At 72.5% G+C, this 16225-nt stretch carries 12 protein-coding genes; 8 read left to right on the top strand and 4 right to left on the bottom strand.

All coding sequences use genetic code 11. The annotated features are described in order from the left end of the window. Positions 1-115: 115 nt before the first annotated feature. The gene (locus tag GUY59_RS33435; protein ID WP_138201695.1) at positions 116-2104 is read right to left on the bottom strand and encodes a beta-galactosidase trimerization domain-containing protein; all 1989 of its coding nucleotides are present in this window, start codon (positions 2102-2104) and stop codon (positions 116-118) included. Further along, entirely contained in the window at positions 2101-4179 is a 2079-nt protein-coding gene (locus GUY59_RS33440; protein WP_138201694.1) for a family 10 glycosylhydrolase, read from the bottom strand. The genes GUY59_RS33435 and GUY59_RS33440 overlap by 4 nt, the downstream gene beginning before the upstream one ends. A gap of 157 nt (positions 4180-4336) precedes the next feature. Between GUY59_RS33440 and GUY59_RS33445 the strand changes: the two genes are divergently transcribed. The 3 genes from GUY59_RS33445 to GUY59_RS33455 all read left to right on the top strand — a co-directional run bounded on the left by GUY59_RS33445 (position 4337) and on the right by GUY59_RS33455 (position 8871). After that, positions 4337-5314, top strand: coding sequence for a zinc-binding dehydrogenase (locus GUY59_RS33445; RefSeq protein ID WP_138201693.1), 978 nt, complete (start codon positions 4337-4339; stop codon positions 5312-5314). 63 nt (positions 5315-5377) lie between these two features. Then, positions 5378-7084, top strand: a complete 1707-nt coding sequence (locus GUY59_RS33450) for an ABC transporter transmembrane domain-containing protein (protein WP_138201692.1) — start codon at positions 5378-5380, stop codon at positions 7082-7084. Further along, a complete protein-coding gene (locus GUY59_RS33455) occupies positions 7081-8871 on the top strand; it encodes an ABC transporter ATP-binding protein (protein ID WP_236667754.1) in 1791 nt (596 codons plus the stop codon). The genes GUY59_RS33450 and GUY59_RS33455 overlap by 4 nt, the downstream gene beginning before the upstream one ends. A gap of 96 nt (positions 8872-8967) precedes the next feature. On the opposite strand, the gene GUY59_RS33460 is transcribed toward GUY59_RS33455, so the two are convergent. Further along, positions 8968-9420 (bottom strand): helix-turn-helix domain-containing protein, encoded by a 453-nt coding sequence (locus GUY59_RS33460; RefSeq protein ID WP_161714826.1) that lies wholly within the window; start codon positions 9418-9420, stop codon positions 8968-8970. Positions 9421-9484: 64 nt separating this feature from the next. On the opposite strand from GUY59_RS33460, the gene GUY59_RS33465 reads away from it, so the two are divergent. From GUY59_RS33465 to GUY59_RS33485, 5 genes are all read left to right on the top strand, one after another. Then, positions 9485-10741 carry an MFS transporter gene (locus GUY59_RS33465; protein WP_138201690.1) on the top strand — a complete coding sequence of 419 codons (1257 nt, stop codon included), beginning with the start codon at positions 9485-9487 and terminating at the stop codon, positions 10739-10741. Between the two features lie 62 nt (positions 10742-10803). Continuing rightward, the gene (locus GUY59_RS33470; protein ID WP_138201689.1) at positions 10804-11091 is read left to right on the top strand and encodes a hypothetical protein; all 288 of its coding nucleotides are present in this window, start codon (positions 10804-10806) and stop codon (positions 11089-11091) included. A gap of 24 nt (positions 11092-11115) precedes the next feature. Further along, positions 11116-12720, top strand: a complete 1605-nt coding sequence (locus GUY59_RS33475; protein ID WP_138201688.1) for a carboxylesterase/lipase family protein — start codon at positions 11116-11118, stop codon at positions 12718-12720. 147 nt (positions 12721-12867) lie between these two features. After that, complete coding sequence (locus tag GUY59_RS33480) at positions 12868-13314, top strand: hypothetical protein (protein WP_138201687.1); 447 nt, start codon at positions 12868-12870, stop codon at positions 13312-13314. A gap of 114 nt (positions 13315-13428) precedes the next feature. Beyond that, positions 13429-15342, top strand: coding sequence for an N-acetylmuramoyl-L-alanine amidase (locus GUY59_RS33485; RefSeq protein ID WP_138201686.1), 1914 nt, complete (start codon positions 13429-13431; stop codon positions 15340-15342). Here the strand turns inward: GUY59_RS33485 and GUY59_RS33490 are convergent. Continuing rightward, entirely contained in the window at positions 15305-16201 is an 897-nt protein-coding gene (locus tag GUY59_RS33490; protein ID WP_138201685.1) for a MurR/RpiR family transcriptional regulator, read from the bottom strand. The genes GUY59_RS33485 and GUY59_RS33490 overlap by 38 nt on opposite strands. Between the last annotated feature and the right edge of the window lie 24 nt (positions 16202-16225).

Consider the following 16225-nt stretch of genomic DNA (forward strand, 5'->3'; position numbering starts at 1 on the left):
CCCCCAGCGCCCCCGCCGCCGCCACCTTCAGGAATGCCCGCCGATCGAGTCCGCTCATCACTGTTACTCCCGTCCTTCTCACAGGGGCTAGGTGAAGCCATAGTGTTCAGTTGTCTTACGTGATCGTCAATAGGTCCTGAATACTTGTTTGACAATCCTTCGGGCTGATCACCAGGACTTCGTACAGGCCCAGCTCCGGCAGCCGTACGCGGCCCTCGGAGATCTTCAGGTCACGGCCCGCGCGCAGGGCGCGCACCCGCCGCTCCTCCGGCCACGGGAGCGTCAGCCACGACGGCCCGATCGGCACCGGGCGGCGGAAGCGCCGGTCGGCGTCGCCCGACCGGTTGAGCAGGTGGATCACGTGCCCGGCGGCCGAGCGGGCGGGGACGATCTCCACCTGTTCCGGCAGGTCCGTCTCCACCGCCAGCCCCTCGGCGGCGGCCAGCGCGCGGTCCGCGAACAGGTCCCGGTGCGCGCTCAGCCCGGTCTCCCGGTAGCCCCGGCCGACCGTCCACGGCATGAGCACGCCCGCGCCCTTGCCGTACCGGGCGCCCAGCCAGCCGGGATGGCCGGTCTCGCGGTGGCCGTGGCACTTCTCCGGCGGGCCGTACCTGGCCCTGGACAGCGCGAACAAGCCCGTCTCCGCCCGCCCGGCGGGCTCGACCACGTGGAAGGCGCCGATCACCGGCACCATTCCCCTGTCGCCGCGCAGGTGCAGCGAGCGGGTGGCCTCCTCGCTCTCCCTGCTCGCCAGGCGGCGGGTCACGGGCAGGCACGCGAGCTGCGCCACGTCCGCGTCGAAGCCGGCCGAGCCGGTGGCCAGCACCGTCCCTCCGGCCGCCGCGTACGCGTCGAGCACGCCCGCCGCCCCGATCGGGCCGAGATCCGGGAGCACGACCAGCCGGTATCTGGACAGGTCGCTCACCTGCAGCTTGTCCTCCGGCAGCACGTCGAACGGCACATGCCGCTCCAGCAGCGCCAAGTAGAGCCCCTGGAACTCGGAGACGGCCTCCGCGACATCGCCCTTCAGCGGGTCGGGGCGCACCAGCAGCGTGCGCGCCTCGGACACGAGATCCCGGTAGACGCCCGGGTGGTCGCGGTGGAAACGGGTGATCTCGCCCCCGATCTCCAGGCACTCGTACGGGCTGTCGCCGGGCGTCCCCATGACGTACGTGGACGGCACCGCTCCCCGGGAGATCGCCTGCAGCAGGTACTGGGCGAAGTGGTACGGCTCCTCCCCCGCCATCCGGTACGGCATGTCCACGAACCCCACCGAGTTGACCAGCACGGGCACGTCCGGCCGGTACGACTTGGCCGCGCTGACGTGCTCGCTGGTGCGGTGGTGCCACAGCGGCCGGCCGACGGCGTTGTTGGCCTCGTGGAAGACGATGTCGGCGTGCTCGCCCAGGATCAGCGCCGCGTCGGGGCGCCGGCCGGCGATCGCCGCTCTGATCCGGGCGTGCAGGTCGTCGAGCGTGTCGTGCGCGAACCTCCGCCAGCGCAGGTATCCGGGCGAGTCCCGGCCCTGCGGCAGGTCCCCGCCCACCTGCTCGGCGTAGCGGCGGGCGCAGGCCAGGCAGTGGCACACCCCCCAGTAGCGGCGGCTGTAGTCGACCTCGTTGAACGACATCCAGTTGAGGAAGAAGCCGTCGACCGCGTACCGGTCGAGCACCTCGCCGATCACCTCGAACAGCTTGACCTGGTAGTAGCCGCCGCTCGGGCAGACGCTCGTCAGGCCGTTGTAGACCTGGGCCGCGCCGTCGGGGGCGACGAAGCACCACTCGGGATGTTCCTCGGCCCGCCGGTGGTCGATCTTGGAGAAGTCCATGCGGGCCAGCACGCGCACCCCCCTGCGGCGGGCCGCCTCGACCGCGTCGCCCACCAGGTCACCCGACGGCCGCTCAGCGAGGTACGGGTTGCGCGTCTGGAAGTCCAGGCGGGTCGGGTAGTTGGACAGGATGCCGCCGACGCTGACAAGCCAGGCGTTCGCCCCGTACTCCTCCAGGTCGTCGAGCACCCGCTCCACGTCGAGCCCGGCGTCGATCTCGCGGAGGTTGGTCTGGAACATCCGGAACGGCTCCCGCCACCACGGCCGCCCGCTCATGAGCGCGTCCAGGTCAGGTGCACGACCTCGATGAGCTCGACCCCGGTCAGCGGCACCTCCGCGCGGCCGTCGCGAACCTCGGCGGCGGTCTCGGTGTCCGCGACCAGCAGACGCGCCGTGGCCCCCTGGGCGCCCGGCGGCAGGGCGACGCTGACCGTCTGCGGCGGCAGCGGGATCGTCTCCCTGATGGCGCCGCGCATGGCCATCGGGTTGTTCAGGTTGACCACGGTCACCGCGACGCCGTCCTCGTCGCGGCGTACGGCGAGGTCGGCCAGGCCGGGCCCGCGCACGGTCGCGGCCGGCTCGCCGCCGAGCGTCCACCGCACCGCGTTGGCGATCAACCGCCCGTGGTCAGCCTGGAGCGCCTCCCAGAAGACCGCCCCCAGGTCGAACGCGAAGTAGACCACCCGGCCCTGGCCCTCTCCGACGACGACGGCGGGGGCGTCCGGCTCCTCGCGGGCGTACAGCTCCTCCATCGGCAGGTCGGGAAAGTCCGGCACGAAGCGGAACGGCACCCGTGTGCCCTCGCGGGCCTCCACCCTCAGCAGCCGGGTGCCGCCGATGACGCGTCCGGCGCCCCCGAAGCCGGCGTTCACCGGGTGCTCGCCGGTCAGGGCGATGTAGTTGTTCTTCACCGGGCCCCGGACGGGCTGGACCAGGTCGACGCCCAGCACGTCGGCGAGGCCGAAGCCGTCGCGCGGAGCGCCGTGCTCGTCGTACAGGGACGACTGGTGCGCGGCCACCAGCCCGCCGCCGGCGGCCACGTACGCGCGGATCACCGCGCACTGCTCGTCGCTGAGCTGCTCGCTGTTGGCCAGGACCAGCACCTTGTACGGCCGCAGCCGCTCGGCGGACAACGCCTGGGCCGCGACCAGGTCGAACGGGATCCGCGCCTCCACCAGCGCCTGGTAGAAGCCGTCGTCATCGGGGGAGGTGTGCGCCGCCCCCGTCCGCAGCTGCCCGGTGGTGCTCGGGTCGAGCAGCGCGACCTCGGCGCTGACCGGCATCGCCGACAACACCGGCTCCAGCCGCGCGTGCAGGCCGAACGCCGTGACCACCGCAGGCACCCATCGGGGGTCGGAGACGGTGGCGTTGAACTTCGTGAACCACGGGAGCGCACCCTGCGCGAACCCGTCCACGATCCACGTCGTCACCTCCTCCGGCGGCGCCACGGAGTCCTTCCAGCGATGCTGGTGGTGCTCGGGCCCGACGGAGGCGATCAGCCCGACCGGCCGGTCGGGGAACAGCCCTCGGCTGCGTTTGGCGACCCGGCCCGCCACCCACGGCGCCTCGATACCGGAACGGCCCTGCTTGTCGACCACGAACATCGGACAGACCCGCTCGACCAGCTCCGGTTCGAGGTCGCGGGCGGCGAAGGCGCCCAGGTTGGGGATGAAGCGGGCGTGCGGCCGCAGGTCCTTGACGGCGGCGTCCCAGATCGACACCAGCTCGCTGAGCCTGCGCCGGCGCCAGGCCACGTAGACGGGCCAGGCGGGGTCGGACGGGTCACGCTCGCGCAGCGGCAGGTCGAGCCCGGTGTCGTCACGGAAGGAGCGCCGCGCGGCCTCGCTGTAGGAGATGCCGCTGTAGCCCTCCCACCGGTTGGCGAAGATCGCGTCCACGTCGTACTCGCGGACGATCTCGCGGGCCACCTCGGTGATGAACTCCCGGTGGTAGGCGCTGAAGGCGCAGGTCAGCCAGATGCCGGGATGCGACCAGTGCTCGATGGGCGCCCCCTGCGCGTCGCACGCCAGCCATTCGGGATGCGCCCGCGCGGCGTCGGCGTGCACGGCGTGCGGGTCCACCCGGGCCATGACGTGCATGCCCAGCCCTCTGGCGGCCTCCACGAGCGTGCCGAAGGGGTCGGTGTCACCGAGGTGGGTGCTGCGGTGGTGGAAAGGGATGCGGGTCGGATAGTAGGCGATGTAGCCGCCGGCACTGACGCAGACCGCGTTCGACCTGCTGTCGCGCATCACGGAGGTCCAGAAGTCGACATCGAGATGCGCCGGGTCGTCCTCGGCCAGCGTCAGCTGTGTCCAGCGGGTCGCCCTACGTGGCCAGTCGGATGTTCGCATCGTGACACACCTCTCCGTCAGGCTTGTTGTCAGACGCGGAACATTGTCAAACAAGAACTCAAGAGTTACAAGGATCGCAGTACGGGTTGATTTGACATCAAGTTGAGTTGAGGTTGCACGCTCGGAGAACCGATTTACGCCTTGAGGGGGAACATCCATGTACGCCGTCGTCCTGCACGCCTTCGGCCCGGCCGCCAATCTGCGCTACGAGACCGTCCCCGACCCCGAGCCGGGCCCCGGCCAGGTGCGCATCGCCGTCAAAGCGGCCGGCGTGCACCTGGTGGAGACCATGATGCGCTCGGGCATGGTCAGCGACTCGCTGCCGCCCCTGCCGGAGCTGCCGGCCATCTTCGGCGGCGAGGTGGCCGGCCGGGTGGACGCGGTGGGCCCGGACGTCGGCCCCTCCTGGATCGGGCGCGACGTCGTGACCTCCGCCGGACAGCCCGGAGGCTACGCCGAGCTGGCGGTCGCCGACGTCGCGTCGGTGCACCGGCTGCCCGCCGGGCTGGGACACGAGACGGCCGTCGCCATGGTCGTCACCGGGTGTACGACTCTCGAGTTCCTCGACGTGGCCAAGCTGACCTCCGACGACGTGGTGCTGGTGACCTCGGCCGCCGGGGGGATCGGCCGCCTGGTCGTCCAGTACGCGCACGCCCTCGGCGCCACGGTGATCGGCGCGGCGGGCGGCCCCGCCAAGGTCGCGGCCGTACGCTCGCTCGGTGCCGATCTGGCTGTCGACTACGACGAGCCCGGCTGGGAACGCTCGCTGGCCGAGCGGCTGGGCGGCCGCACGGTCACCGCCCTGCTCGACGGGGTCGGCGGCGACAAGGCGCGGGCCGCGTTCGAGCTGCTGGCCGACGGCGGGCGCCACCTCATCATCGGCAACGCCTCCCAGCAGGACTTCCAGCCCGCCCCCGAGATGCTCAAGGAGCGTGATCTCACGGTGACCAACGCCCTGATGATCCTGATCAGCAGGCCGGAGCAGAGGCCCGCGTACGAGGCCCGCGCGCTGGCGGCGGCCGCCGACGGCACGCTGACGCCGGCCGTCCAGACGTTCCCGCTGGCGCAGGCCGCCGCCGCGCACGCCGCGCTGGAAAGCCGGGCGACGACGGGCAAGGTCGTCCTGATCCCCTGACCGGCCCTACGCCCGGCGCGAACCGGCAGATCGGCCCGCGGGATCGGCGCGTAGGGTCCTCCCATGACCATGGATCCCGGCGTCCCCGACGGCCGGAGCGCCGGGCGTTACCTGTGGTGGCTGGTCACCAGCCAGCGCGGGAGGGTCGCGGCCGGCGCCCTGCTGGGCACCGCCTGGACGGTCTGCCTGACGCTGGCCCCCTACCTGCTCTCCCGCGCCATCGACGACGGGCTGGCGCAGGCCGACTGGTCCGCGCTGTCCGGATGGGCGGCGGCGTTGCTGGGCTACGGGGTGCTGACGGCGTGGCTGGCCATCATGCGGCACCGCACGATGACCAGGGTGCGGATGGACGCCGCGTTCCGTTCCGTGCAGGTGCTGGCCCTGCAGGCGACCCGCCTGGGTGCGGTGCTGCCACGCCGGGTCACGGCCGGTGAGGTGGTCACGATCGGGTTCACCGACGTGGCCATGATGTCCGAGGCGCTGACCGTCACCGGCCCGGGCGTCGGCTCCGTCCTCGCCTACGTCGTCGTGGCCGGGCTGCTGCTGTCCGTCTCACCGCTGCTCGCGGCGGTGGTCCTGCTGGGCGTGCCGCTGCTCGTCGTCGTGCTCGGCCCGCTGCTGGGGCGGCTGCGGGGCACCGAGACCGGCTACCGCGTGCGGCAGGGCGAGCTCGCCGCCCGGTTCGGTGACATCGCCGCGGGGCTGCGGGTCCTCAACGGCGTCGGCGGCAAGGACGTGTACGCCGAGCGCTACCGCCGCGGCTCCCAGGACCTGAGGGAGCAGGGTTACCGGGTGGGCGCGGTGACGAGCTGGATCCAGGCGCTCGGGGTGGGGTTGCCCACGTTGTTCCTCGGCGCGGTGACCTGGCTGGCGGCCCGGATGGCCGCGCAGGGCGAGCTCACCGCGGGCGAGCTGGTGGCCGTCTACGGCTACGCCGCGGTGCTGGTCGTGCCCGTCGCGTTCTTCATCGAAGGCGGCTACGGCCTCAGCCGCGGCATCGTCGCCGCCCGCAGGGTCGTACGCTTCCTGGCCCTGGAACCGGCCGCCGCGGCCAAGGACGACCTTGTGGACCCGCCCGCCGCCGGGTCGGTGTTGCGCGATCCGGTCTCGGGCGTCGAGATCACGCCGGGACGGCTGACCGCCCTGGTGAGCGCCCGCCCCGCGGAGGCGGCGGCGGTGCTCGACCGGCTCGGCGGATTCGCCGTCCCCGCCGCGACCTGGGGCGGGATCCCGCTGAGCGACATCGAACCCGCGCGGCTGCGTGCGCGGATCTTGGTGGCCGACAACGAGGCCGACCTGTTCGCGGGCACGTTACGCGACGTCGTCGCGGGCGGGTTCGACCCGGACGACGACGCCGTCGGCCGTGCCCTGCACGCGGCCGTGGCGGACGACATCGTCCGCGGCCTGTCCGGCGGGCTGCACGGGCGCGTCGACGCGCAGGGCCGCAACCTGTCGGGCGGCCAGCGCCAGCGCGTACGCCTGGCCAGGGCCCTGCTGGCCGACCCCGAGATCCTCCTCTCGGCCGAACCCACCTCCGCCGTGGACGCGCACACCGAGGCGACGATCGCGGCCCGGCTGCGCGCGGCACGGTCGGGCCGCACCACGGTCGTGACCACCACGTCCCCGCTCCTCCTCGCCCATGCGGACACCGTCTGCTACCTGGCCGGCGGCTCCGTCGTGGCGACCGGCGGTCACAGCGACCTGCTGGGCGAGCAGCCCGGCTACCGCGCGCTGGTGGCCAGGGAGGACCGCAGGGAGGCGGCCCGATGACCGGCGGCGGCCCGATGACCGACGGCGGTTCGGCGGCCGGCGGCGGGCTGCCGGTGGCCGGTTCCTCGTGGCTGCGCCGGGCGGCGTTCCGGCTCGTCCGCCTGGACTGGCGCGCGTTCACCGCAATGCTCGTGCTCAACGCGCTGGCCTCCGCCGCGGGGCTGGCCGGCCCGTGGTTGCTCGGCCGCATCATCGACGATGTGCGCGACGGCGCCGGGGTCGCCACCGTGGACCGGCTGGCGCTGGCGCTGCTGGGCTTCGCGCTGGCCCAGTTCGTGCTGACCCGCCATGCCGCCCACGTCGGGCACCGCTTCGGCGAGCGTACGCTGGCGCGCATCCGCGAGGAGTACACCGACCGCGTGCTCGCGCTTCCCGTGGGCGTGGTCGAGCGCGCCGGGGCGGGCGACCTCACCATGCGCGGCACCGCAGATGTCGCGGCGGTGGGCGCCATGTTGCGCGGCGCGGGCCCCGACGTGCTGATCGCCGTCGTGCAGGCCGTGTTCGTGGTGGGCGCGGTCGTGGCCCTCGATCCGCTGCTGGGTGGGTGCGGCGTGCTCGGGCTGACCGGCATCTGGTTCGCCGCCCGGTGGTATCTGCGCCGTGCCGTACCCGCGTACCTCGCCGAGGGGGCCGCCAACTCGCAGCTCGCCGAGCAGCTCGCGGCCACCAGCGCGGGGGCCCGCACGGTGGAGGCACTGGGGCTGGGCCCGCGCCGCCTCGAGACCTGCCAGGAGGCGATCGACCGGTGCCGGGAGACCCGCACCCGTACGTTGTCCCTGCGCAGTGTGCTCTTCCCCATCGTGGACGTCTCCTACGCCATCCCGGTGGTCGCCGTTCTGCTCGCCGGGGGCGTGCTGCTCGGGCAGGGCTCCGTGTCGCTGGGCACGGTGGTCGCCGCCGCGCTCTACCTGCGCCAGCTCTCCCAGCCGCTCGACGTCATCCTGCTGAACCTGGAACTCCTCCAGAGCAGTGCCGCCTCCTTCGCCCGGGTGGAGGGCGCGGGCCTGGCCCCTCGTGCGGACCGTGACGCCTCGGCCCCCGAGCCGGCCGACGACCGGCTGGAGGTGTCCGGCGTGCGCTATGCGTACGACGACGGCCCCGACGTCCTGCACGGGGTGGACCTGACGGTACGGCCCGGCGAGCGGCTGGCCGTCGTCGGGCCGTCGGGAGCGGGGAAGACGACGCTGGGCAGGCTGCTGGCGGGCATGGACGTGCCGCGCTCCGGGTCGGTGACCGTGGGGCGGGTGCCGGTCGCCGGGCTCGACCCCGCCCGGCTGCGCGAGCGGGTCATGCTCGTCACCCAGGAACATCACATGTTTCTCGGCACCGTACGCGACAATCTGCGGATCGCCGCGCCCGAGGCCACCGACGACGAATTCCGCGCCGCGCTGGCCGCCGTGGGGGCGGACTGGATGGACGAGCTCCCCGACGGCCTGGACACCGAACCGGGCCAGGAGAGCGAGCGGCTGGACGGTGCGCAGGTGCAGCAGCTGGCCCTGGCCCGCGTGGTGCTGGCCGACCCGCACACGCTCATCCTCGACGAGGCCACCGCCATGCTCGACCCGCGCACCGCCCGGCACACGGAACGCGCGCTGGCAGCCGTGCTCGCCGGACGCACCGTCATCGCGATCGCCCACCGTCTCCAGACCGCCCACGACGCCGACCGGGTGGCGGTGCTGCAGGACGGCAGGCTCACCGAACTCGGCACGCACGACGAGCTCGTGGCGGCGGGCGGCACGTATGCCGCGCTGTGGCACTCCTGGCACGGGGGCGGCGGGTACGCGTAGCACAGCGCCCGCGACCGGCGCCACGAGCACAGCGCACATGGCCGGCACGACGGGTGCCCCACGTGAGCGCCTGAGCCCCCGAGCGGGAGGCGTGGGTCATGAGGCCGGGTGGGCGAGGATCAGCACGAGGGCGTCGAGGAGCCGCTGCCAGTCCCCTTCGTGCAGGTCCCGGTCGAGTGGCCCGGCGACGGCGGCGAGTGCGTCCACCAGCTTGGCCCTCGTCACCCGGTCGTCCTCGCCGAGCAGCGTGGCCAGGGATCCGGCCTGGCGCCGGAAGCGCCGGGTGCGCGCGAACTCGACGAGGGACGGCGGCGGCGCGGAGGAGGTCTCCTCCTTCCCGGGGCCGGCGAAGGTGACCGTCAGCCGGGCGCCGAGGGCCTCGGCGAGCCGGTCGAGGGCGGACAGGGTGGGGTTGCCCCGGCCGTTCTCCAGGTTGGCCACGTAGGGCACCGACAGCGCCGCGTCGGTGGCCACCGACGCGACGGTCCTGCCGAGTGCCGCCCGGCGGCTGCGCAGTCGCCGGCCGAGTTCCGCATGATCCACGCTCATATCTTGACAGAATAGTCCATGGCCGTTTCTCTTTTGTGAGAACACAAGCGATGGGGGGCGTGAGATGTTGCGGGCTCTGCGGGTGCGGGACTTCCGGCTGTTGTGGGCGGCCAGAGCGGTGGCAGGGCTGGGGACGAGCATGCTGGTCGTCGCGATCCCCGCGCACGTCTTCGCCGTCACCGGCTCGGTGCTGGCGACGGGCGTCACCCTGGCATTCGAATATTTTCCTTCGCTGCTGCTGGGCCCGTTCGCCGGGGTGCTGGCCGACCGGTGGGACCGCCGCCGCCTGATGGTGGCGACCGACCTCGTGCACGTCGTGGCGATCAGCATGGCGCTGCTCGCCAGGACACCCGAGACGATCTGGCTGGTCTACGTGGCCGTGCTCGGCCAGGGCAGCGCGGCCGTCGTCTTCCGCCCCGCAGCCCAGGCTCACATCCCCGCCGTGGTGGGCACCGGGCCGGCCCTCACCAGCGCGAACGCGCTCAGCGCCGTCACCACCGGCGTGGTCGCGCTGGGCGGTCCGCCGCTCGGCGGGCTGCTGTTCGCGTTCCACGGCATCGGCGCGGTCGTCGCGGCCAGCGCCGCCGCCGGGCTGCTGTCGGCGGCGGCCATCGCCATGACCTCGGCCCGCCCCCGCGACCCCGGTGCGGCCGCGCGCGACGTGCTCGCCGGCATCGGCCTGGGGTTGCGCCACGTACGCCACGCCGCGGCGACCCGCGGGCTTCTCGCGACCAACAGCCTCTACCTGCTGGCCAACGCGGCGCTCACCGCCCTGCTCGTGCCGTTCGGCGTGACCCGGCTGGGCGGCAGCGTGGAGGTCGGCTACCTGCTGTCCGCGCTGGGGCTCGGCTTCCTCATCGGCGCTCCCCTCAGCCGCAGGCTCGCCGACCGCCATTCGGCCAGGACGACCGTCGCCGCCGGCCAGGCGCTCGTCGCGGCCGCGTTCGCGCTGCTGTTCAACAGCACCGCGCTGCCCGTCGCGCTGTTCGCGGCCGTGCTGCTCGGGCTGCCCGCGGTGACCGTGCTGGTGTCCGTGCAGACCTGGGTGCAGCGGACGACGCCCGAAGGGCTGCTCGGCCGCGTCAGCTCGGCGTTCCTCACTCTGGAGGCCGCCGCGACGATGGTCGGCGCCTTCGCGGGGCCCGCCGTGAGCGAGGTGTTCGGCATGCCGGCCGCGCTCAACGCCGCCTGCGTGGTCGCGCTGCTGTCGGCCCCGCTCACGCTCTGGCTGGTTCCCCGGCGGCCGGCGCGAGAGGCGGACGTGGAGATTCAGGCCGGCGGTGCGGGGGGTGGACGGCTCCCGTCCCTCGGCGGAGAGTGAGGTCGGACGCTGACCTCACGGCCGCGCGGCCTTTCCCTCCGCCCCGACACCGAGGAGGACGTATGCCCGCGACACTCCCCCACGCCGAACACGTCGGCGGCCTCCTGCGCCCACCCGAACTCCTTGAGGCCAGGCAGGCGCGCGAGCGCGGCGAGCTGAGCGCCGAGGATCCGGCCAAGCTGGAGGACGACGCCGCGCTGGCGGCGCGGCCCCTGCCCCTACTTTGTGGCCCCCCTGGGACGACGAAAGTCGCGACGACCGCTCGCCGGCCCGGGACTTTCGCAGGTCCCGGCGAGCGCACCGCCCCCACCACACTGGGACGGACCCGGCCGGATCGGCCAGGTCAGTGAGTTGTCGGGGGAGAAGGAGTCGTCATGAGGTCGTCGTCGTTCGTACGCTGGTCCGCCGTGGCGGCCACGGGCTGCCTGTCCGTGGCCGCGTGCGCCACGCAGGCCGTGGCCTCGGACCAGCAGATGAGGGCGTTACTCGTCCAACTCGACACGGGCCGGATCCGAGGGCTGGACGACGGCACGGTCAGGACGTACACCGGGATCCGCTACGCGCAGCCGCCGGTGGGCGAGCTGCGGTGGAAGAAGCCGGTGCCGGCCAAACCGTGGAAGGGGGTGGCGGACGCCACCAAGCCCGCCCCGAAGTGCGTGCAGGCGGAGGGAGGCAAGCAGATCGGTAAGGAGGACTGCCTCTTCCTCAACGTCACCGCTCCCGCGAAGCCGTCGCGCAAGAAGCTGCCCGTCATGGTGTGGGTGCACGGAGGCGGCTACACCACGGGCTCCGGCGGCGACTACGGCGCCCGGCGGATGGCCGACCAGGGCGACGTGGTGGTGGTGACGATCAACTACCGGCTGGGCGCGTTCGGGCTGCTCGGGCTGAGCGGGTTGCCGGGCTCGGGCACGTTCATGCTGGCCGACCAGCTCGAGGCGCTGAGGTGGGTCAAGCGCAACGCCGCCGCGTTCGGGGGCGACACGGGGAACGTCACGATGCTCGGCGAGTCGGCCGGCGGGATGAGCACCTGCGCGCTGCTGACCTCCCCGGCCACGCGCGGGCTGGTCGACAAGGCCGTCGTCCAGTCGGGATCCTGCATGATCGAATGGCGCAGCGGCACGTACATCCCGATTCCCGGCATGCCGTCGTTCACGCCCTACACCTCGCTCAAGGCGAATTACGCGACCGGCAAGGAGGCCGCCAAGAGGCTCGGCTGCGCGGCGGGCAAGGAGCTGGAGTGCCTGCGGGACAAGCCGGTCTCCGAGCTGATGAAGGTCAACGACACCTTCGCCGGCAACCTCGCGTACGGAACGCCGCTGCTGCCGCTCGAACCGGCGCAGGCGCTGCGGAAGGGCAGATTCCTGCGGGTGCCGGTGTTGTCGGGAGGCACCAAGGACGAAGCCAACGGGTTCGTCGCGGGCGCCATCAAGGCGGGGTACCCGGTGACCGCCGAGAACTATCCAAAGCTGGTGAAGGGCGCGTTCGGGGAGAAGGCGGGAGCGGTGCTGAAGAAGTACCCGCTGTCGGACTACAGAAGCCCCGGCCTGGCGTGGGCGACGGTGAGCAACGACAGTTCATGGGCGTGCCCCACGCTGGCCGGTGACCGGGCGATGACCGCCCGCACCAAGGTGTACGCCTACGAGTTCGCCGACGCGAAGGCCCCGAACATCGGCGACATCCCCGCCGGCTTCCCGCCGGGGGCGCAGCACGCCAGCGAGCTGCCTTACCTGTTCGACCTGGGCGGCCGCCCGTGGCCGGGGCTCACGTCCGAGCAGTGGCGCCTGGCCGGGCAGATGGTCGGCTACTGGACCTCGTTCGCCCACACGGGCAAGCCGCGCGCCCAAGGAGCTCCCGCCTGGCCCGTGTTCGGCAAGGCCGGCACCGTGCTCAGCCTCAAGCCGAAGAGCCAGGGCGGCGTCGGCCCCGCCCGCTACGACCGCGAACACCACTGCGGTTTCTGGCGCGGCATCACCGGCTGACCCGCCTTCGGCGTACTCACGTGGTGGTCACGTGAGTACGCCGGACGGCGTGACAAACTGTGCGGCCATGATCCGGATTCCGCTCGTCGACGGCCTCAGCGGCGCCGCGCGAACCGGGCTCCTCCCCGCCGGCAGGGCTGGGCCGCCGTGAGACCGAATGCCGACCGGCTCGTAGCGGAGGTCGAGTGTACGGCCGAGCGGCTGGACGCGCTGCGCGGCTCGGCCTTCGTGTTCTGGATGGACGTGCACGGTCCCGTCCCCCGGCGGGACATGGAGGCCGCAGCCGTCTCCGCATACGGGGACATGACGCGGGTGACGGGGGTCGAGCCGGTCACGGCGCAGTGGAGGAGCGAGGTCCGGGAGGCGGCCCGCCGGATGGGGCACTTCGCCGAGTTGTTCGAGGGTGAAGCCCGCAGGGAGCCGGAGTTCCTGGTCGAGTGGGTGCTGGAGATCATCGAGGACACACTGGGGCCCGTACGGGCCGCGGGCCGGGTCACGCATCGGCCCACCGGGTGGTACGCGACGTTGTGGGAGGACTGGATCCTGCTCACCGACGAGTGGGCGCTCGTGCTGAGCCTGACCAACGACAGCTGAGCCGGCGGCCTCACCGGGCAGGCGATGAAAGATGTCTTCGCAAGGCTCTCGCCTGCGAAAGAAAATATTGAGACGCTGAACCCCACCACGCGCCCCCAGCCCAAGGAGTGGTTCATGCGCAGACTACTGGCGATCTTCCTCGTCGCCGCCCTGCCGTTAGGCACCGTCACAGCGGCGCACGCCCAGGAACCCGCCGGCCGTCAGGCGGCCTTCGCCTCCGCCGCCGAGGAGTTCGGGGTGCCCGAGAGCGTCCTGCTCGGCGTCTCCTATCTCGAGTCACGCTGGGACGCCCACGCAGGGCAGCCGTCCACCGACGCCGGGTTCGGGCCCATGCACCTGACCGACGCCGCCGCCTTCACCGGGTCCAACCACCACCACGAGGGCGAGGAGGACGCCCGCGGCGACGAGAGCCGGCCCCTGCCCGCCCCGAGCGCGCGTCCCGCGCCCGCCGACCTTCCCGCCTCGCTCCGCACCCTGGACAAGGCCGCCGAGCTCACCGGCGAGAGCCGCGAGCGGCTGCGTACGGACGCCGTTGCCAACATCCGCGGCGGCGCGGCGCTGCTCGCCGACCACCAGAAGGCGCTCGGAGCGCCGCTGAGCGACGACCCCGGCGAATGGTACGGCGCCGTCGCGAAATACTCGGGCGCCGAGGAGGCGGGCGCGGCCAGGTTCTTCGCCGACGAGGTCTTCGCGACGATCAAGGAGGGCGCCGAGCGCACGACGGACGACGGCCACCGGGTCAGGCTGGCCCCCGTCCCCGGGCTCGCGAAGGCCGGGAAGTGGCTGGACAGGCTCGGGCTGCGCAAGCAGAGGACCGACGGCGTGGAGTGCCCGGTGTCGATCTCGTGCGAGTGGATCCCGTCGGCGTACCAGGAGTTGCCGAACGACGATTACGGCCACTACGACCTGGCGAACCGCCCGTTCAGCCAGAAGATCGAGTACATCATCATTCACGACATGGAGGGATATTTCATGCCCTCCATCCGCCTCAACCAGGACCCCACGTACGGCGCCAGCTGGCAGTACTCCGTCCGCTCCACCGACGGCCACATCGCCCAGCACATCAAGGCCAAGGACGTCGCCTGGCAGGCGGGCAACTGGTACGTCAACGCCAAGTCCATCGGCATCGAGCACGAGGGTTTCCTGGCCGAGGGCGGCACCTGGTACACCGAGGCGATGTACCGATCCTCCGCCCGCCTGGTCCGCTACCTGGCGCTCAGGAACGGCGTCCCGATGGACCGGGCCCACATCCTCGGCCACGACAACGTCCCGGGCACGCTGCCGACCACGGTCAGGCAGATGCACGAGGACCCGGGCCCGTTCTGGGACTGGGCGCACTACTTCCGGCTGATGGGCGCGCCGCTGCACGGCCTGGGCGGCCCCAAATCCGGCTCGATCATGATAAAGCCGGATTTCGCGACGAATAAACCGTACTTCTACGGTTGCGACCGCCAGAACCCCGAAGCCGCCTGCCCGCCGCTCCCCGCCGGCACCGTCTGGCTGCGCACCGAGCCGCGCGACGACGCCCCGCTGGTCAAGGACATCGGCAAACACCCCACGGGCGAGTCGCTCTACAGCGTGTACGACCACAGCGCCAGAGCGAGCACCGGCCAGCGCTTCGCCGTGGCCGGCAGGCACGGCGACTGGACCGCCATCTGGTATCTCGGCCAGAAGGCGTGGTTCCACAACCCGAAGAGCGCGCCCACAGCCGTGCCCTCCATGGGCCTGGTGGTCACCCCCAAGCCGGGCAGGGCGACCGTCCCGGTCTACGGGCGGGCGTACCCGGAGGCGGAGGCCTATCCGGAGGGCATCCCCTACCAGGAGGTGACCCCGCTGCAGTACACGTTCTCGGCCGGCGAGAAGTACACCCTCGCGGGCCCGGCCGCCACGGAGTACTACCGGGCGGTCACCTTCGACCTGGAGGACCACAAGGTGGTGCGGGGCAGGACGAAGTACCTGCAGATCCAGTTCGGCCACCGCGTGATGTTCGTCAAGGCTGACGACGTGCGGGTGACGTTCTCCGGGTGAACGCGTTGACGGCGCGCCTGGTGCTCGCGAGCGCCTCCTGAGAGGAGTCGAACGTACGCTGGGCGACGCCGACGAACACGCAGTCGACGACGAGGAGCTGGCTGATCCGGCTGGCCAGGGCGCCGGGACGGAACTCCGTCTCGCGCCCGGCCGAGATCAGCACGTGTTCGGCCAGCTCCGCGATGGTGGAGCGGGGGTTGTTGGTGATGGCGACGGTCGTGGCCCCGCCCTCGGCGGCCCGGGAAAGCGGCTCGATCACGTCGGGGGTCTCCCCCGAGGTGCTGACGCCGAGCGCGACGTCGCCGGACTTCAGCAGCACGGCGCTGGTCAGCGCCAGGTGAGCGTCCTGGAAGGCGTGGCTGGACAGCCCGATGCGCAGCAGCTTCTGGGCGAAGTCCTCCGCCACCAGTCCTGACGCGCCGACGCCGTAGGCGTCGATCCGCCGCGCCTCGACGATGGCGTCGACCACGAGCCCGAGCCGCTCGGAGGTCAGCTGCGCCACCGTGTCGTTGATCGCCTCGGACTCGGCCCGCGCCACCTTGTGGATGACCTCCGAGAGCGGGTCGTCGGGGGCCAGGTCGCCGGGCACCAGCCGGTCGGGCTGCGCGGCGGCGGCCGCGAGGGCTAACCGCAGCTGCGGGTATCCCGCGAACCCGAGCAGCCGCGCCGTGCGCACGATCGTCGCCTCGCTGGTGCCGGAGGCGGCGGAGAGCTCCGTGATGGTGCTGCGCGCCACCGTCGCCGGATCTTCGAGTATGAGGCGGGCGACGGTCTGGGCGGCAGGCGTCAGGGACGGCAGCACACCTCGGACCGTGGCCACCAGAGTGTCGGCCCGCAGGCCGTTGCCGCTGTCGTCCACGGTCCCGATTATGCCGCTTGTTCC

Origin of the sequence: Nonomuraea sp. K271 (assembly GCF_009908215.1) — a bacterium.
Classification (GTDB): Bacteria; Actinomycetota; Actinomycetes; order Streptosporangiales; family Streptosporangiaceae; genus Nonomuraea; species Nonomuraea longispora.